This is a genomic window from Aquiluna borgnonia, assembly GCF_013283855.1.
GTDB lineage: Bacteria > Actinomycetota > Actinomycetes > Actinomycetales > Microbacteriaceae > Aquiluna > Aquiluna borgnonia.
Genome location: NZ_CP054056.1, coordinates 152,594 through 169,692 on the forward strand (window position 1 = coordinate 152,594; position 17,099 = coordinate 169,692).

A 17,099-nucleotide genomic window follows, 5' to 3' on the forward strand; every position below is an offset into this window, starting at 1 on the left:
ATGGCAGCACCTAAGGCATCCGCAGCGGCTCGCAAACCACGCCGCAAGGATAAGAAGAACGTTCCAGCAGGTCAGGCTCACATCCGCTCGACCTTCAACAACACCATCATCACCATCACCGACCCGACCGGAGCAGTTATCTCCTGGTCGTCCTCCGGTGACGTTGGTTTCAAGGGTTCGCGTAAGTCGACCCCGTTCGCCGCACAGATGGCAGCTGAGGCTGCAGCTCGCAAGGCACAGGAGCACGGCCTAAAGAAGGTTGATGTTTTTGTTAAGGGCCCAGGTTCTGGTCGTGAGACTGCAATCCGCTCGCTGCAGGCAGCAGGTCTTGAGGTTGGCTCAATCTCCGACGTGACCCCACAGGCTCACAACGGATGCCGCCCTCCAAAGCGTCGCCGTGTCTAACCTGCGCTAAAGCGCCCAACCAAAACTAAAGATTCAAAGCATTCAGCTCACCCTCTGAGTGTAAAGACGAGTATCAAATAGCGGGTACTCAGATGAAAGGAACCAAATAGTGCTAATTGCACAGCGCCCAACCCTGCACGAAGAAGTTCTAGGTCCTAACCGTTCACGTTTCATCCTGGATCCACTGGAGCCAGGCTTCGGCTACACCCTCGGTAACTCACTGCGCCGCACCCTGCTCTCGAGCATTCCGGGTGCCGCGGTTACCAACATCCGCATCCAGGGCGTTAGCCACGAGTTCTCCACCATTCCAGGTGTCAAGGAAGACGTCGTAGAGGTCATCCTGAACATCAAGAACCTGGTGGTCTCCTCCGAGCACGACGCCCCTGTGGTTGCTCACCTGTCCAAGAGCGCGGCTGGCCCAGTCACCGCTGCCGACATTCAGGTTCCTGCTGGCGTTGAGGTTCACAACCCAGAGCTAGTGCTAGCAACTTTGAACGCCAAGGGCAAGCTAGAGGTTGAGTTCATCATTGAGCGCGGCCGTGGCTACGTCCAGGCATCCCAGAACCGCAACCCAGACGCTGAGGCCGGCGTCATTCCGGTTGACTCGATCTACAGCCCTGTGCTCAAGGTTTCTTACCGTGTTGAGGCAACTCGTGCCGGTGAGTTCACCAACTTCGACAAGCTAATTGTTGATGTTGAGACCAAGCCTTCGGTTGCTCCTCGCGATGCCGTTGCATCCGCAGGTTCCACCCTGGTTGAGCTGTTTGGTTTGGCCAAGGAGCTAAACGCAGAGGCAGAGGGTATTGAGATCGGACCAGCTCCGGTTGAGGTTGCTGCATCCAACGAGCTCTCCACACCGATTGAGGACCTGGACCTGACCGTTCGTTCCTACAACTGCCTAAAGCGCGAGGGCATCAACACCGTCTCTGAGCTAATTGCTCTTTCCGAGGACCAGTTGATGAACATCCGCAACTTCGGTTCCAAGTCCGTTGACGAGGTCCGCGAGAAGCTTGCTTCGCTCGGCCTTCGCTTCAAGGACGCCGTCCCAGGATTCGACAGCGCTTACTTCGGTGGCGGATTCGACGACGACCAGATCTAACGCTTAGAAAACTCACAAGGAGAAAGAAATGCCAACCCCAACAAAGGGCCCACGCCTCGGAGGCGGACCAGCGCACGAGCGTCTGATGCTAAACAACATGGCGACCTCGCTGTTCAAGCACAAGCGCATTGTCACCACCGAGACCAAGGCTAAGCGCCTGCGTCCAGTTGCTGAGCGCCTAGTGACCTTCGCCAAGCGCGGAGACCTAGCAGCCCGTCGTCGCGTCATGACCCAGATCCTGGACAAGGGCGTCGTTCACGAGCTTTTCACTGAGATTGCACCTCTGGTTGCAGAGCGTCAGGGCGGCTACACCCGCATCACCAAGCTCGGCTTCCGCAAGGGTGACAACGCTCCGATGGCAGTCATTGAGCTAGTGCTCGAGGCAGTCAACGCCAAGCCCAAGTCCAACAAGGTCAAGGTCACCAACAACATCGCCACCTCCGCTGCTGCAGTTGCAGTTGAGGAAGTTGTCGAGGAAGTTGTAGCCGAAGAGGTAGTTGAGACTGCCGCTGAGGAGACCACCGAGGTTGTTGCAGAGGAAACCGCAGAGGTTGCAGCTGAGGCTGTGGCCGAAGAGGCTCCTGCTGCTGAGGCCGAAGAGGCACCTGCCGCCGAAGAGCCTAAGGCTGAATAAGGAAAAGATTATGAGTGAACCCGCTGGTGTTGCCGGCGGGTTTTCTCGTTTCCGGATCGACCTCGCCTATGACGGCACTGACTTCGCCGGATGGGCCAAACAACCTGGTTTGAGGACCGTTCAGGGGGAATTACTCAGCGCTCTGGAGCAGATATTTGGGCCAGACGACTCTGACTTCGGAATGCGAGTGGCGGGGAGAACCGATGCCGGCGTCCACGCCGATCACCAGGTTTGCCACGTTGATCTGAGCCCAGCGCAGCTTTCGAGGCTCGGGCGCTCGAGTTTCAGTGCCAAAAGACTAAATGGCCTTTTGGCGGAAGACGTTCGGGTGCTGGGGGTAGCAGTTGCTCCAGCTGGTTTTGATGCCAGGTTTTCCGCTACCGGCCGGAGTTACCGATATCAAATTGCCGATGACAAGGTTGCCCCAGACCCTAAATTGTCGCGGTATGTGCTCATGCAGCAGGGTGAACTGAATCTCGTAGATATGAATAAGGCGGCCAAACTGCTGATTGGCCTTAGGGACTTCGGGGCATTTTGTCGCCCTCGAGAGGGTGCAACCACGATTCGGGAGCTTAGGAAGCTCGAGCTTGCAAGAGATAAAGATGAGGTGATCAGCGTCTTTTTGGAAGCTGATGCTTTTTGCCACAACATGGTGAGAGCTTTGGTTGGCGGGCTGATTGCGGTTGGTCTAGGGAAGCTCACCCCTGATGAGCTTTTAGAGATTCAACTTCAGGCCAAACGCGTTTCGAAATTCAAGGTGGTTGATCCCAGGGGCTTGAGTTTGAGTGGGATTAGTTACCCCAGCGATGACAAATTGTCCCTGCAAGCGGAAAAAGCGCGAAATAAGCGCGATGCGGGGGAAATTTCTGTTTGACCAATGGGTAAACAATCCCCTAAACTTGCACCTTGGTTCGGCATGGCCGAAAGGGTTTGAAACCGCAACTTTCCAGCGGAATCACACAAAAGAAACTACGAGGTAATTTAGCGTGCGTACTTATTCGCCTAAGGCTAGTGAGCTGTCCCACGAGTGGTTCGTCATCGACGCCACCGACGTGGTGTTGGGTCGTCTCGCCACTCACGCAGCAGCTCTGCTGCGCGGCAAGCACAAGCCAACCTTCACCGCTCACATGGACAACGGTGACTTCGTCATCATCATCAATGCTGACAAGGTTGCACTAACCGGTTCCAAGCTGGCTCAGAAGAAGGCCTACCGCCACTCCGGTTACCCAGGTGGTCTAACCGCCACCACCTACTCCGAGCTTCTGGAGAAGAACCCAGAGCGCGCGGTCGAGAAGGCCATTCGCGGCATGCTGCCAAAGAACACCCTCGGCGACCAGCAGCTTGGAAAGCTAAAGGTTTACAAGGGCGCTGCCCACCCACACGCTGCCCAGCAGCCAAAGCCGTTCGTAATTGACCAGATTGCCCAGTAAGGAAAACAAGTTGGCTGAGAACACAGAGCTAGTAGCAGAGGCAACTGAGACCTCCTACACCACCGAGAGCGCCCCTGCAAAGCCAGTGCGCTCACGCGGCAACCTAACCCAGAACGGTGCCGGAACCGGCCGCCGCAAGGAGGCCGTCGCTCGCGTCCGCCTGCTGCCTGGAACTGGAAAGATCACCGTCAACGACCGTGCTTTTGAGGACTACTTCCCAAACAAGCTGCACCAGCAGCTCATCACCGACCCATTCACCGTTTTGGAGCTGCAGGGCGCATACGACGTCATCGCACGCATCGACGGTGGTGGAATCGCTGGTCAGGCTGGAGCGCTTCGTCTCGGTATCTCTCGCGCACTGAACGAGATCGACACCGACAACAACCGCGCAACCTTGAAGAAGGCTGGCTTCCTGAGCCGTGACTCCCGAGTCATCGAGCGTAAGAAGGCTGGTCTGAAGAAGGCCCGCAAGGCTTCTCAGTTCTCCAAGCGCTAAAGATACGCTTGCGCCATGGGCAGGCTTTTCGGCACTGATGGCGTTCGTGGCATAGCGAACAAAGACATAACCGCAGCATTTGCGCTAGAACTAGCGCAGGCTGCGGCTTTTGTCTTAGGGGAGGATGCCCGGAAACGCGGAGATCGCCCCAGGGCTGTCATTGCTCACGATCCCAGAATCTCTTCAGATTTTATTTCTGCTGCAATTTCCGCCGGCCTTGCTTCCTCGGGCGTTGATGTTTTTGATGCGGGTGTGGTGCCGACCCCGGCCGCGGCCTACCTAACCGCTGACCTCGATGCCGATTTCGGCGTAATGATCTCAGCGAGCCACAACTCAGCTCCAGACAACGGCATCAAGTTTTTTGCCCGCGGCGGCCACAAATTGCAAGATTCAGTCGAGGACCTGATCGAGCAGGCAATTGGCCAGGCACTCAGTCCAATTGGTTCCGAGGTTGGTCGGGTGACGCGTTTTGCGGATGCCGAAGACCGCTATCTGGTTCACCTGCTCGGTACTCTGCCGAATCGACTGGATGGCCTAAAGGTGGTTATTGACTGCGCGAATGGTGCAGCGAGCGCTATTTCCCCGCAGATTTTTGCCGACGCCGGCGCGAAGGTGATTGTGATCGGCAATGACCCGGATGGCAACAACATCAACTCCGGTTGTGGCTCAACCCATCTATCAGCCCTTCAGGCGGCCGTTCTAACTAACAAGGCTGATCTTGGTATCGCTCACGATGGCGATGCTGATCGCTGCCTTGCCGTCGACCACACCGGCGCGATTGTCGATGGCGACCACATTATGACCATCCTGGCCCTGAGCCTAAGGGAATCAGGCCGGCTAGCCAGGGAAACTTTGGTCACCACGGTAATGAGCAACCTCGGGCTAAAGGTCGCGATGCGAGGTGCGGGGATCAACATTATTGAGACTGCCGTTGGCGACCGCTACGTGCTCGAGGCTATGCGCGAGGGTGGCTACTCACTCGGGGGCGAGCAGTCCGGTCACATCATCTTTGCGCAGTACGCCACCACCGGCGACGGAGTTCTCACCGGACTTCACCTGGCTGCCAAGGTGGCCAGCTCTGGTCAGACGCTCAGGGAGCTAGCGGCGGTAATGCCGAACTATCCCCAGGTACTAATCAACGTCCCAGGTGTTGATAAGTCGCGAGTGAAGCTAGACCCAGAGCTCAACGATCTGGTGGCCCAGGCCGAAGCAGAGCTTGGTGATTCTGGTCGAGTGCTGCTTCGAGCATCAGGGACTGAGGCTTTGGTTCGAGTAATGGTCGAGGCTAGCGACCTCGGCACCGCCCAGTCCTGGGCGGAGCGCATTTCGGTTGCCGTTGAGCGCCGGCTGGGGCTTTAGGTGCGAACCTTTCAGCTTCGGCGCTACGACATTGCCGAAGGAAAAATGCCCGAGTTCACAGCCTGGCTGGACCAAACATTGATTCCGGTTCGAAAGCAATTTGGTTTTCAAATTGAATTTCGGCTGATTGAAACCAAGGCCAATCGATTCATCTGGTGTGTGAGTTTGCCCGGTGACGAGGCTGAGTTTCTGAAAGTTCAGGATGCCTATGCCGCATCGGCGGAACGCGCGGCAGCATTCGAGAGTTTTCCCGAGTGCATTGAAAGCAGTGAAATCGGTTTTGTTGAGGCGCTAGATCTTTCGAAGTAGCACTCGCTCAACACGGTGCTCGTCGCCCTTGCGCATCACCAGAGTTGCTCTAGAGCGAGTCGGCTCAATGTTTTCCCTGAGGTTGGGCAGATTGATGTCGCGCCAAAAGCCCTGGGCTCTATCAACAGCCTGCTCCTGGTTGAGCTCATTGGTTAGGCGGTGGAAATAGGACCTGGGGTTGGTGAATGCACTGGTCCAGAGCTGCATAAACCGAGATAGATACCACTTCTCGATGTTTTTAGGTTCGGCATCGATGTAAATGGTGAAGTCAAAGAAGTCACTCAGTGCCAGCTCTTGGCCAATCGAAGGTGGTTGCAGGACATTCAGGCCCTCAAGAATTAGAACATCCGGGGTGGTGACCTCAGCAAACTCCCCGGGAACAATGTCGTAGGAGAGGTGTGAATAAACCGGAGCTTTGACACCGGACAGACCGGACTTAATGTCACTGACAAACTTCAAAAGCTTTTTGCGGTCGTAACTCTCGGGGAATCCCTTGCGATCTAAAATCCCGCGTCTTTCCAGTTCAGCGTTCGGATACAAAAAGCCATCGGTGGTCACCAGCTCGACCCTTGGAGTTCCGGCCCAGCGCGACATGAGTTCCTTGAGAAGTCTTGCAACAGTGGATTTGCCCACTGCCACCGATCCGGCGATCCCGATTATGAAAGGGGTTCGGTCGGATTTTTGATTGAGGAATTCTGACGAGGTCCGATGCAAGTCCTGGGTCTGGGTCGCGTAGAGGGAAAGCAGGTGTGAGACCGGGAGGTAAACCTCGGAGACCTCTTTTAGATCTAGAAAATCACCCAGTGAGCGAAGGTTGTTCAGCTCTGCCTCAGTGAGTGGAAGCTGGGTGTTTTTGCCAAGCTCTGCCCAGTCATCACGTTCAATGGCAAGGTATGGAGATAGCTCTCCAAGGCCCTGTGCTCCGCTCATAACTGGCTATTCTGCCGTAGATTAGTGGCCATGTGTGGAATCGTCGGATATGTAGGTCCGGGGTCAACACTCGATGTGCTACTCGGTGGTCTAAAGCGCCTTGAGTATCGAGGCTATGACTCCGCTGGTATTTCAGTAATCGACCCCGAAGCCGGCCTTCAAACCAGAAAGCGCGCCGGCAAACTCAACGTGCTGGTAGAGGATTTATCCGCTAGCCCTATCAAGGACGCCCACATCGGAATTGGCCACACCCGCTGGGCCACCCACGGGGCTCCAACCGATGGCAATGCCCACCCTCACCTCGGAGGCGCCCATCAAAAACTATCGCTGATTCACAACGGCATCATCGAGAATTTCTCAGAGCTCAAGGCTGAGCTACTGGCTCAGGGGACGAAATTCTCCTCTCAGACCGACAGCGAGGTTGCTGCACATCTGGTGGCCAGAGAGTTCGAAGAGACCGGGGACCTAACGGCAGCATTTAGGCGCGTGGTAAACCGCCTACACGGAGCCTTCACGCTGCTTTGCATCCACGAGGACCAACCAGATTTGATTCTTGCCGCTAGGCGCAACTCTCCGCTCGTTATCGGCTTGGGCGATGGCGAGAACTTTTTGGGCAGTGACGTTGCGGCGTTTGTAGAACATACCAAGCGTGCGGTTTCTGTGGGGCAGGACCAAATTGTTGAGCTTCGTCGAGACTCGGTTTTGGTGACTGACTTCGCAGGTCACCCGGTGGAATTTGAAGAGTTCACCGTGGACTGGGATGCCTCGAGCGCTTCAAAGGGTGGCTGGCCATCCTTCATGGCCAAGGAAATAGCCGATCAGCCTCAGGCCGTGGGAGACACCCTGATGGGCCGCATTGACTCCGAGGGTAACGTTCGACTCAGTGAGTTTGAGGGGCTTGACCAATTGGCGGATGTCACCAGAATCATCATTACTGCCTGCGGAACCGCGGCCTATGCGGGCGAGGTTGCTAAGTACGCAATTGAGAAGTGGGCCAAACTTCCCGTTTCGGTAGAACTAGCTCACGAACTTCGTTACCGCGACCCGGTGCTAGATAGCAACACTTTGGTGATAGCCATTAGCCAGTCTGGTGAAACCATGGACACCCTGATGGCCACAAGGTATGCCAAAGAGCGCGGCTCAAAAGTTCTCAGCATTTGCAACACCCAGGGCGCCACCCTGGCAAGAGAGTCAGACGCCACCATCTACACCCATGCCGGTCCCGAGGTGGCGGTGGCTTCCACCAAGGCCTTCACCGCTCAAATCACAGCGGGGCTGCTGGTCGCGCTTGCGCTAGCATCGCTTCGCCAGTCGCTTCCCAAATCCGAACTAAACGAACTTGGGCTTGAGCTTTTGAAACTCCCACGCCAGGTCAAGCAAGTTCTGGAATCGCTACCGCGCATGCGTGAACTTGGGCGCGAGTACTCCCAGGCCAAATCTGTGCTGTTTTTAGGGCGCAATGTGGGATACCCGATCGCAATGGAGGGCGCGCTTAAGCTCAAGGAGCTCGCCTACATCCATGCCGAGGGCTTTGCTGCCGGTGAGCTAAAGCACGGGCCGATTGCTTTGATTGAGAGCGGCCAGCCCGTGATTGTCATTGTGCCCTCACCTAAAGGCCCAGACTCCCTGCACCCCAAGGTCGTCTCCAATATCCAGGAGATTAAGGCTCGCGGTGCAAAGGTCATCGCAATTGCGGTTGAGGGCGACCAGGAAGTCTCGCAGTATGCCGACGAGGTGTTTTACACCCCAGACGCCCACCCCTTCACGGTTGCGGTCTTGGCGGTCATTCCGCTGCAAACATTTGCGCTTGAGCTGGCGAGTGCGAAGGGGCTGGATGTTGATCAGCCTAGAAATCTGGCCAAGAGCGTTACGGTCGAGTAGTTGATTCTCGGAGTCGGAACCGACCTGTGCTCAATCGCTCGCCTCAGTGAATCACTGGAGCGAACCCCCAACCTCGCTCAGCGTCTTTTTCACCCTTCAGAACTTGGGCTCCCGGTGAATTCTTTGGCCGCAAGGTTTGCAGCCAAGGAGGCATTGGCAAAGGCATTGGGAAACCCACGGCTGATGCAGTGGGTGGAAATTGAAATCGTCAAGGACGAGTTGGGCAAACCTGGTTTTGTGCTGCACGGGCAAACCGCCAAGAACCTGGAGTCAGTGGGTGTGCAGCGGATTCACCTCTCGCTCTCACACGAGCAAGAACTTGCGTCGGCTTTCGTAGTGGTGGAGGCTAGCTAGATGCGCGAAATCCAAGTTGACCTGGGTCGAATTCAAACTAATTACAGAACCCTGAAGCAGTTGGCCCAACCGGCAAAGGTGATGGCTGTGGTCAAGGCAAATGCCTATGGTCACGGCATGCACGTGGTTGCCCAGGCTCTAGAGGAAATTGGCGTTGACGCACTCGGCGTTGCCGATTTAAACGAAGCCATCGAGTTGCGATCGGCGGGGATCAAAACTCGCATTATGTGCTGGCTGTTGCAGCCAAGTGACGACTTCCAACTCGCTAAAGACTTGGAGATTGAACTTGGGGTATCAAGTTTTGAAGTTTTGACAAAAGTCCTCGAGGTTGGTGTCCATCACCTTCACGTCAAAGTTGACACCGGTCTGGGGAGAAATGGTTTTGTTCAGGCAGATTGGGAGCGACTGTTTTCGGCGCTCGCTGGAAAAAGCATCAGCCTGTTTTCTCACCTTGCCAACACCTCGGAAGAGGCGGACCTGAAGCAGCAGGCTGAGTTTGAGGCTGCCCTGGAGGTTGCCAGTGTGCACGGGGTAGAGGTCACTGAACGCCACTTGGCCGCCACCGCTGGAACCCTGAGCTACCCGGCAATGCGCTACGAGATGGTGCGAGTGGGAATTGGGGTGTACGGGCTAAATCCTGACGAACGCGAATTTGCAACCTTTGGGCTTAGACCTGCGATGCGAGTTGTGGCCAGGGTGGCAAACTTCAAGCGAGTCGAGGCAGGGCAGGGTGTTTCCTACGGCTATCGATATGTGACGCAGCGACCAACCAACCTGATTCTGGTCCCCTTTGGCTATGCCGAGGGCATGCCACGGATAGCCCAGGGGGCCAAGGTGCTGGTGGCTGGCAAGTCATTTGAAATTAGTGGCCGGATAGCTATGGATCAGTTTGTGGTCGACGTCGGAGACCTTGAAGTTTCTATCGGCGACGAGGTAGTGATTTTTGGTGATACAGAAAATGGCGAACCTACAGCGGAGGAATTAGGTGCAAGTTACGGCAGCATCAACTACGAAGTGGTCACCAGGATTGGTGGCAGGGCTCAGCGGGTTTACAAGAAGTAATGCAAATTCAAATAACTGATCCAGAACACATGCATCGCCTAGGTGTTGAGCTTGCCGGCCGGTTGCAAGCCGGGGACCTGGTGTTGCTCAATGGTCCGCTCGGGGCGGGAAAAACCACCCTGACGCGCGGAATCGGAGAGGGCCTGGGTGCTTTGGGGACAGTGCAATCCCCAACGTTTGTTTTGGCAAGAACGCATCGAACCGCAAAGGGCCCAAAGCTGGTTCACGTTGATGCCTACCGCCTAGGTTCCGCACTGGAGCTGGATGACTTGGACATTGATTTTGAGCGCTCAATAGTTGTGGTTGAGTGGGCAAGGGATTACGTCGATGGCATTGCCGATAGCTGGCTGAGCGTGAACATAGACAGAAGTGCTTCAGATGAGCAGCGCCTAGTTGAGGTTACTGGTCACGGGGAACGCTGGAGAGGTGTGCAGCTTGCTTTTGGCGATTGACACCTCAGCCGGTACCTCGGCAGCTGTTTATGAGGGTGGAGCACTAAAGTCATTTGTGCTCTTCGAGGATCCCTTTGGCCATGCCGAAAACATTGGTCTCGCGATCGCTCAGGCTCTAGACCAGGCTGGAATATCACCGGGGGAACTCACGTCAGTTGCCATCGGCCGCGGACCTGCCCCCTACACCGGACTGCGGGTGGGCATGGCCGCTGGAACCTCTCTAGCAGAGGCATTGAACCTTCCCCTGCACGGAGTCATCACCTTGGATGCTGTTGCATTTGCGTCGGGGCTTGAGCGATGCGTCGTGGTGGCGGATGCCAAGCGCAAAGAATTCTTTGTCGCCGCCTACGAGCGCGGAGAGCGAGTTTTTGGACCCGAGGTTGTGGGGCCTGAAGGTCTAACTAGGTTCTCCGATTACCAGGAGATTACTCAGGTTTGCGATGCGCAAATGATTGGACGATTCGCCGCAGATGCCATCGCTAGAGGTGAAAAGCTGGATGAAATTTCTGCTCTTTACTTGAGATCCCCCGATGTCGCACCCTCTCCGGGAAAGAAGGTGAGCGGTGGAAATTAGAGAAATTGACGAGTCTGCGCTCGCTCAGGTGATGGACCTTGAGCACAAACTCTTCCCCACGGATGCGTGGTCAGGGGCCAGCATGGCTGCCGAGCTCAGATCTTCAAACACCTACTACCTTGGTCTTTTTGATGTTGGCTTAGTTGGCTACGCCGGCCTCAGCTCAATTCCGGGGTCATTCAGCTCTGACATTCAGACCATCGGTGTTGAAAAGGCTTATCGAGGCCAGGGGCTAGGGCGCAAACTGGCCGAGTCGCTAATCGCCAAAGCTAAGTCCCTGGGCAGTGAGCAGGTCATGCTTGAGGTGAGGGCCGACAACCCTGCAGCAATAAAGCTCTATGAATCTCTTGGTTTTGAACACATCGATACGCGAAAGCGCTACTACCAACCCGATGATATTGATGCCTTGATCATGCGCCTTGAGATTCACCAGCCGGTGGTGCTAGGCATCGAATCCACCTGTGATGAGACCGGCGTTGGCATAGTCAGGGGCAATCGCCTGCTGGCTAACGCCCTGCACAGCTCCATGGATGAGCACTCAAAATACGGGGGAGTTGTTCCGGAGGTTGCGGCGCGTGCTCACCTCGAGGCCATTGGCCCGACGCTTTCCAAAGCCCTGAGTGAAGCGGGTTTGACCATGCAGGATATTGACGCTGTGGCGGTTGCCAATGGTCCCGGCCTAGCGGGAGCGCTCATGGTTGGGATTGGTGCAGCCAAGGGCCTGGCGATTGCCAACCGCAAACCGATTTACGCGGTGAACCACCTGGTGGCACACGTTGGTGCGGATGTGCTCGAGCGGGGATCGGTTCAGCTGCCAACCATCGCGCTGCTGGTCTCCGGTGGTCACACCTCCCTGGTGCTGGCCAGAGACTTGCTTGGAGACGCCGAGCTACTTGGTGAAACCATTGATGATGCCGCCGGTGAAGCCTTTGACAAGGTTGCCAGGGTGCTTGGTTTGCCCTATCCCGGTGGCCCACAAATCGACCAGCTTGCCAAAGACGGTGACCCAAAAGCTATTCGCTTTCCTCGAGGCCTATCGCTTCCCAAAGACCTGGAAAAACATCGCTACGACTTTTCGTTCAGCGGCTTAAAAACTGCGGTAGCCCGTCACGTTGAAAAGCAAGAAGCCGAGGGAGTTGAATATTCAAAGCCGGATGTGGCGGCAAGTTTCCGCGAGGCAGTCGTTGATGTCCTTCTCACCAAGGCGCTAAATGCCTGCCGCGATTATGGGATCCCTAGGTTGTTGCTCGGTGGTGGCGTGGTGGCGAATGCCCGGTTGCGTGAGGAGGCTAAGCGCCGATGCGATGCCGAAGGCATCGAGCTGAGAATCCCGCGATTTGCCCTCTGCACAGATAACGGTGCGATGATTGCGGCGCTGGGAGCTCAGCTGGTGATGGCGGGTAGGCAGCCAAGTTCCCTGGGATTCGGCGCTGAATCCACCCTCGATATTCGAGAAGTTCAGACTCCCTAGTAACTCCCAGCTTTCATCCAGCAGACTCCGAGCCTTATCTGCCAGATTACTTCTCGCCCCCGAAATAAAGGATTCAAATGGCAGACAAGAAAGTGGAGCCCACTGAGGGTTCCGAGGAAAACACCCCGGCAGAGGAAGCTCCATCGACCTCAACCACCGTCGCACCGAAGGCCAAGTTCGACTGGTCTTCCCTGAACACTCTCGCGGTCGTCTCTCTGGCTAGCGCCATCAGCGGTTTTGCCGCTTTGGTTGCGGTGATCACCGGACACATTTCGCTGGCGCAAATCAAGCGCACCGGTGAGAACGGTAAGGCCATGGCGGTCACCGGCCTGGTCTTGGGCTACGTCAACATTGCGCTTTGGATTATTTTTGGAGTCTTTGGTGTTATTGCTCAGGCACTGATGTTTTCAGGGGGAATGGGACTCCAGCCCATGGGACCTGAATTCATGGAATTCCATCGCGGGTTCGACGGCATGCACATGTGGCAGGACCGTTAGGTCACTTCGCTAGGAGAGCCACCTAGCGAATTGGCTCAGCAAGCAGTGCTTTGCGGGCGCCGCTTACTCTGGTGAGAATCAGGGTGGCGGCGCCCTCACCTTTTAACTTCAACTTTGGCCGCAGCTCTTCGGGCGTTACGTCTACGCCCCGCTTCTTGATTTCCAATATGCCGATGTTTCTTGCCGCAAGTTCCTTTCGAATTTCACGCTCATCGAGCGGCAACACTTTGATGACCCGATAGGTCTTTAGCCAAGGGCTTCGGAACTCGGAGCTTGAGCTGAGGTATGCGATCGAGTCGCTGATGGCACTCAGGGAGTGCTTGAGTGCAAATTCCCCCATCAAGCCGGAGCGAATTAGGCTTGAGTCGGGTTCGTGAATGAATTCACCAAGTTCACCAACTGGGGCCTGTACCAATCCGGAACCGCTGAACTCATGCCTTTGTCCAGCTCTCAGCATGGTCGCCACCCGCTGACCTTCAGTGCGAAGCGCATCAAACCATAAAACCAATTCGACAAGGTCACCGGCATGTGAAACCCACTGGGCTTGGGCGTCCAAAGGGATGAGCTCCAGGGGAAATGCCGGTCCAAGTTTTATGCCTTTTGGCTTTTCGAGTGCAAAGGCCCAGTTGAGGTTTGGGCTGAAGTCCTCGGGTTTTAGGGTGATGTGACGTTCAGATTTGCGGTCCAGATTCCTTCGAGCCGGATCGAGCCACAGGCCATCAAAATCTTCAAGACCTAGTTCCTCTGCACTTTGGTTGAGCACCGTGGCATCGGAAAACATAGCAAGGTTAAATGCCAGCAGAGCTGCGGTTTGTGGGTCTTGCTCGACAGCCGTTACGGTCAGCCCCAGTGCGCTCATGGCCAAGGAGTCGGCACCTATTCCAGCCCCCAGGTCAGCAATTTTGGTCAGCCCCGCGGACTTGAAGCGCTCGGCATGCAAGGCGGCAACCTCAAGCCGAGTTGCCTGCTCAAGGGCGGCCTCGGTAAAAAGCAGCTGAGCGGCAAAGTCACCGAATTTAGCTTTCGCTCTCGACCGCAATCTTGCTTGCGTCACCACCTCGGTCACCAGCAGAGCATCATGACCTTGCTTTCTAAGGCTTGAAATCACTGAGAGCAGGTCCGTCTTCGAGTCGATTTCCCCGACCTGCGCCAGCAGGCGAATTGCCTCGGGGGTAAGGATCGGATGCATGCCCCAAGGCTATCGCGCCACTAACTAGCACTCGCCTTGACTGAGTGCTAATTTCGTTCTAAAGTTCTATTAGCACTCGAACACCGAGTTTGCTAATTCAAATCAATCTTGAGACTAAGAAGAGGTCAAAGTGTCGGTTTCCATCAAGCCACTCGAAGATCGCATTGTTGTTCGCCCAATTGAGGCTGAGCAGGTTACTGCATCCGGTCTGGTCATTCCAGACACCGCTAAGGAAAAGCCACAGGAGGCTGAGGTAGTTGCAGTTGGTCCTGGTCGCTTCAGCGACGAGGGTGACCGTATTCCTGTCGACGTAAAGGTCGGCGACCGCGTCATCTTCTCGAAGTACGGCGGCACTGAGCTGAAGTACGACGGCAAGGAGTACCTGGTGCTTTCTGCTCGCGACGTACTGGCAATCATCGAGCGCTAAACAATTCCTAAGGAAGACCCCGGGCTGGTGCCCGGGGTCTTTTGCTTTGGCCTAGGCTTTAGGCGTGAAGTCAGGTTCGAGTCAATCGGTCGGATTGTTAATGGGCCTGGGTGCCTACCTGATTTGGGGCGCTTTTCCGCTGATCATCAACCAAACGAAATTCGCCAACCCCTTTGAGGTCGTTACCTGGCGAGTAGTTTTTGGTTTCCTGTTTGCCGCCGTTTTGATAACTGCGCTGCGCCGCTGGGGTTCAATCGGCGCTCTTCTAAAAAGCCCAAAGAAATTGGGTTGGCTATTTGTCGCCAGCGTATTCATCTTCATCAACTGGGAGGTTTACGTCGTTGCGGTAGCCACCGAAAACACCATTGAAACCTCACTGGGGTATTTCATAAACCCGCTGATCACAATTCTGTTTGCAGTGCTATTTCTCAAAGAGCGGTTGCGCCCGGCGCAGTGGGTGGCGCTCACTCTTGGCTTAGTGGCGGTTCTGGTGTTGAGCTTTGACTACGGGCGACTGCCCTGGATCGCATTGGTGCTGGCTTTGAGCTTTGCTATCTACTCGTTGGCTAAAAATAAGGTGGGCGGGAAGATCAACGCCCTGGAGTCCTTCACTTTAGAATCCATGCTGATCATTCCGATTGCTATCGGTCAGTTCCTTGTTGTGGCGAGTCTGACGCCCATCATGCTCACAAGCTCCCCCCTGCACACCGCGGTCCTGATTGGCTTTGGCATCCTGACGGCAGTCCCACTCATTCTGTTTGGCGCTGCAGCCTCGCGCATTCCGCTCTCAACAATCGGCTTCATTCAGTACATGACGCCAATCCTGCAGTTTTTGACAGCTATCTTCATACTGCAAGAACCAATGCCCACGGTCCGCTGGATCGGATTCAGCATCGTTTGGCTTTCACTGATTGTGCTGACCGTTGACATGCTGAATGCCAGAAGAAGAGCGCATGTTGCCAGCGCTCAGAGTTGAAATCTAATTGTTACGCACCGCTAACAAAGGCCCGTTTTTGACCATTTGGCCAGATAGGTCCTCAATTTTCAACGAATTCAGAAGCTAAAAGCCCCTCAAATCTTCGAAAACATCATTCTTTCTCCTCACCCGCTGGTGATTGCGGAACTGAAAAGCTCGTTTTTCCGCTTGAAATCGCTAAACTTTTGGAAGCAATGCGGGCACCGACGCACGCATTCGCCATCTAATTGCTATTTCAAGGAGCAAGAATGACTGAAAACAAGAAGTCACGCTTTGCCGTCAAGTCGATCGCTGCTATGGGTGCACTTGCACTCGGTGCAGCAGTTCTGACTGGCTGCAGCGCTGCAACCACCGCTGGCGGTTGTGAGCTCGGTCCAGAGCAGGACGGAGACCTAGTTCTAAAGCTAGGAACCGCCCTACCTCTAACCGGTAACCTCGCATTCCTCGGCCCACCAGAAGAGGCCGGTGTAGCTCTAGCTATCGCCGACGTCAACTCCGCCGCAAAGGGCATCACCATCGAGGCCACCCTGGGTGACTCCGGTGACACCGACAACAAGGCTTACGACACTGAGATCCCACGTCTACTTGGCGCTGGCGTTGAGGCTGTTGTAGGTGCCGCATCGTCCGGTACCTCACTGCAGTTCATCGACCGCCTGGTTGCAGAGTGTGTAATCCAGTTCTCCCCAGCTAACACCTCAGCTGCCTTCACCACCTACGAGGACAAGGGTCTGTACTTCCGTACCGCTCCATCAGACGTCCTACAGGGTGAGGTTCTAGGTAACCTGATCGCAGAAGACGGACACCAGAAGATCTCGATGATCGTTCTGAACGACTCCTACGGAACTGGTCTAGCTGAGTTCGTTACCAAGGCCTTCGAGGCTGCTGGTGGCGAGGTTCTAGCTGCACCTACCTACAACACCGGTGACACCAACTTCTCAAGCCAGATTGCCGAAGCTTTGGCTCCTGGACCAGACGCTGTTGTACTGATCACCTTCGACGAGGCTAAGACCATCGTTCCTGAGATCACCGCTCAGTTCCCTGGCGACAAGCTGTACTTCGTTGACGGAAACCTGACTGACTACTCGGCAGACTTCCCAGCTGGCACCCTAGAGGGCGCTAAGGGAACCTACCCAGGTGTCAACGAGTCCAAGATTGGTGACTTCATCACTCGCATGGACGAGAACTGGCAGGCACAGGGCAACGCAGCACTTGAGCTAAACGCTTACGGTCCTGAGTCCTACGACGCAGTTGTACTTCTAGCTCTTGCAGCTCTTGAGGCACGCAGCACCGAGGGTGCCAACATGTCTGCAAAGCTTCAGGAAGTTTCCGGTGGATCCGGCAGCGGCCAGAAGTGCACCACTTTCGCCGAGTGTGCTGACATCATCAACGCTGGTGGAACCGCCGACTACGACGGCCCATCGGGCAACGTTACCTTCAACGAGGTTGGAGACCCAACCGACGGTAACATCCTGATTCAGCAGTTCGACGGAAACAACGTTCCTTCCACCATCCGTGGATAGTAACTAGTTCCAACAAGAATCCCCCGGCCATTGG

Annotated in this window: 20 protein-coding genes; 18 read left to right on the top strand and 2 right to left on the bottom strand. The window is 55.5% G+C overall.

Annotation, left to right across the window (positions count from 1 at the left end; genetic code table 11):
• The 8 genes from rpsK to HRU87_RS00900 all read left to right on the top strand — a co-directional run bounded on the left by rpsK (position 1) and on the right by HRU87_RS00900 (position 5,732).
• Positions 1-405, top strand: coding sequence for a 30S ribosomal protein S11 (rpsK, locus tag HRU87_RS00865; protein ID WP_173493091.1), 405 nt, complete (start codon positions 1-3; stop codon positions 403-405).
• Between the two features lie 109 nt (positions 406-514).
• The gene (locus HRU87_RS00870) at positions 515-1,504 is read left to right on the top strand and encodes a DNA-directed RNA polymerase subunit alpha (protein WP_173493092.1); all 990 of its coding nucleotides are present in this window, start codon (positions 515-517) and stop codon (positions 1,502-1,504) included.
• Positions 1,505-1,532: 28 nt separating this feature from the next.
• Complete coding sequence (gene rplQ, locus HRU87_RS00875; RefSeq protein WP_173493093.1) at positions 1,533-2,138, top strand: 50S ribosomal protein L17; 606 nt, start codon at positions 1,533-1,535, stop codon at positions 2,136-2,138.
• Between the two features lie 10 nt (positions 2,139-2,148).
• Positions 2,149-3,012, top strand: coding sequence for a tRNA pseudouridine(38-40) synthase TruA (truA, locus tag HRU87_RS00880; RefSeq protein WP_173493094.1), 864 nt, complete (start codon positions 2,149-2,151; stop codon positions 3,010-3,012).
• A 112-nt stretch (positions 3,013-3,124) separates the two neighbouring features.
• Positions 3,125-3,568, top strand: a complete 444-nt coding sequence (gene rplM / locus HRU87_RS00885) for a 50S ribosomal protein L13 (protein ID WP_173493095.1) — start codon at positions 3,125-3,127, stop codon at positions 3,566-3,568.
• 10 nt (positions 3,569-3,578) lie between these two features.
• Positions 3,579-4,064 (top strand): 30S ribosomal protein S9, encoded by a 486-nt coding sequence (gene rpsI / locus HRU87_RS00890; RefSeq protein ID WP_173493096.1) that lies wholly within the window; start codon positions 3,579-3,581, stop codon positions 4,062-4,064.
• Between the two features lie 15 nt (positions 4,065-4,079).
• Positions 4,080-5,423 carry a phosphoglucosamine mutase gene (gene glmM, locus HRU87_RS00895; RefSeq protein WP_173493097.1) on the top strand — a complete coding sequence of 448 codons (1,344 nt, stop codon included), beginning with the start codon at positions 4,080-4,082 and terminating at the stop codon, positions 5,421-5,423.
• Entirely contained in the window at positions 5,424-5,732 is a 309-nt protein-coding gene (locus HRU87_RS00900) for a hypothetical protein (RefSeq protein ID WP_173493098.1), read from the top strand.
• Here HRU87_RS00900 and coaA read toward each other — a convergent pair.
• Positions 5,715-6,662, bottom strand: coding sequence for a type I pantothenate kinase (coaA, locus tag HRU87_RS00905; RefSeq protein ID WP_173493099.1), 948 nt, complete (start codon positions 6,660-6,662; stop codon positions 5,715-5,717). The genes HRU87_RS00900 and coaA overlap by 18 nt on opposite strands.
• Positions 6,663-6,692: 30 nt before the next feature.
• On the opposite strand from coaA, the gene glmS reads away from it, so the two are divergent.
• From glmS to HRU87_RS00940, 7 genes are all read left to right on the top strand, one after another.
• Positions 6,693-8,543 carry a glutamine--fructose-6-phosphate transaminase (isomerizing) gene (gene glmS, locus HRU87_RS00910; RefSeq protein WP_173493100.1) on the top strand — a complete coding sequence of 617 codons (1,851 nt, stop codon included), beginning with the start codon at positions 6,693-6,695 and terminating at the stop codon, positions 8,541-8,543.
• Complete coding sequence (locus tag HRU87_RS00915; RefSeq protein ID WP_173493101.1) at positions 8,544-8,897, top strand: holo-ACP synthase; 354 nt, start codon at positions 8,544-8,546, stop codon at positions 8,895-8,897.
• Positions 8,898-9,959, top strand: coding sequence for an alanine racemase (gene alr / locus HRU87_RS00920; protein WP_173493102.1), 1,062 nt, complete (start codon positions 8,898-8,900; stop codon positions 9,957-9,959). It begins immediately after the preceding gene.
• Positions 9,959-10,411 carry a tRNA (adenosine(37)-N6)-threonylcarbamoyltransferase complex ATPase subunit type 1 TsaE gene (tsaE, locus tag HRU87_RS00925; protein ID WP_173493103.1) on the top strand — a complete coding sequence of 151 codons (453 nt, stop codon included), beginning with the start codon at positions 9,959-9,961 and terminating at the stop codon, positions 10,409-10,411. The genes alr and tsaE overlap by 1 nt, the downstream gene beginning before the upstream one ends.
• A complete protein-coding gene (gene tsaB / locus HRU87_RS00930; RefSeq protein ID WP_173493104.1) occupies positions 10,395-10,985 on the top strand; it encodes a tRNA (adenosine(37)-N6)-threonylcarbamoyltransferase complex dimerization subunit type 1 TsaB in 591 nt (196 codons plus the stop codon). The genes tsaE and tsaB overlap by 17 nt, the downstream gene beginning before the upstream one ends.
• Entirely contained in the window at positions 10,975-12,456 is a 1,482-nt protein-coding gene (gene tsaD, locus HRU87_RS00935; protein WP_246247290.1) for a tRNA (adenosine(37)-N6)-threonylcarbamoyltransferase complex transferase subunit TsaD, read from the top strand. Before tsaB ends, tsaD begins: the two co-directional genes overlap by 11 nt.
• 77 nt (positions 12,457-12,533) lie before the next feature.
• Positions 12,534-12,953 carry a DUF4190 domain-containing protein gene (locus HRU87_RS00940; RefSeq protein WP_173493105.1) on the top strand — a complete coding sequence of 140 codons (420 nt, stop codon included), beginning with the start codon at positions 12,534-12,536 and terminating at the stop codon, positions 12,951-12,953.
• A gap of 22 nt (positions 12,954-12,975) precedes the next feature.
• Here the strand turns inward: HRU87_RS00940 and HRU87_RS00945 are convergent, their stop codons facing one another.
• Entirely contained in the window at positions 12,976-14,142 is a 1,167-nt protein-coding gene (locus HRU87_RS00945; protein ID WP_173493106.1) for a class I SAM-dependent methyltransferase, read from the bottom strand.
• 130 nt (positions 14,143-14,272) lie between these two features.
• Between HRU87_RS00945 and groES the strand changes: the two genes are divergently transcribed.
• From groES to HRU87_RS00960, 3 genes are all read left to right on the top strand, one after another.
• Entirely contained in the window at positions 14,273-14,569 is a 297-nt protein-coding gene (gene groES, locus HRU87_RS00950) for a co-chaperone GroES (RefSeq protein WP_173493107.1), read from the top strand.
• Between the two features lie 64 nt (positions 14,570-14,633).
• Positions 14,634-15,545 carry an EamA family transporter RarD gene (gene rarD / locus HRU87_RS00955; protein WP_246247292.1) on the top strand — a complete coding sequence of 304 codons (912 nt, stop codon included), beginning with the start codon at positions 14,634-14,636 and terminating at the stop codon, positions 15,543-15,545.
• A 248-nt stretch (positions 15,546-15,793) separates the two neighbouring features.
• A complete protein-coding gene (locus tag HRU87_RS00960; protein ID WP_173493108.1) occupies positions 15,794-17,065 on the top strand; it encodes an ABC transporter substrate-binding protein in 1,272 nt (423 codons plus the stop codon).
• The last annotated feature ends 34 nt before the right edge of the window (positions 17,066-17,099 follow it).

What these genes read in the sequence shown, in the direction of transcription:
- truA (WP_173493094.1), top strand. Translation starts at nt 2,149, where the DNA reads ATGAGTGAACCCGCTGGTGTTGCCGGCGGGTTTTCTCGTTTCCGGATC.
- tsaE (WP_173493103.1), top strand. Translation starts at nt 9,959, where the DNA reads ATGCAAATTCAAATAACTGATCCAGAACACATGCATCGCCTAGGTGTT.
- coaA (WP_173493099.1), bottom strand. Translation starts at nt 6,662, where the DNA reads ATGAGCGGAGCACAGGGCCTTGGAGAGCTATCTCCATACCTTGCCATT.
- rplQ (WP_173493093.1), top strand. Translation starts at nt 1,533, where the DNA reads ATGCCAACCCCAACAAAGGGCCCACGCCTCGGAGGCGGACCAGCGCAC.
- glmS (WP_173493100.1), top strand. Translation starts at nt 6,693, where the DNA reads ATGTGTGGAATCGTCGGATATGTAGGTCCGGGGTCAACACTCGATGTG.
- glmM (WP_173493097.1), top strand. Translation starts at nt 4,080, where the DNA reads ATGGGCAGGCTTTTCGGCACTGATGGCGTTCGTGGCATAGCGAACAAA.
- HRU87_RS00945 (WP_173493106.1), bottom strand. Translation starts at nt 14,142, where the DNA reads ATGCATCCGATCCTTACCCCCGAGGCAATTCGCCTGCTGGCGCAGGTC.
- HRU87_RS00960 (WP_173493108.1), top strand. Translation starts at nt 15,794, where the DNA reads ATGACTGAAAACAAGAAGTCACGCTTTGCCGTCAAGTCGATCGCTGCT.
- alr (WP_173493102.1), top strand. Translation starts at nt 8,898, where the DNA reads ATGCGCGAAATCCAAGTTGACCTGGGTCGAATTCAAACTAATTACAGA.
- HRU87_RS00940 (WP_173493105.1), top strand. Translation starts at nt 12,534, where the DNA reads ATGGCAGACAAGAAAGTGGAGCCCACTGAGGGTTCCGAGGAAAACACC.
- rpsK (WP_173493091.1), top strand. Translation starts at nt 1, where the DNA reads ATGGCAGCACCTAAGGCATCCGCAGCGGCTCGCAAACCACGCCGCAAG.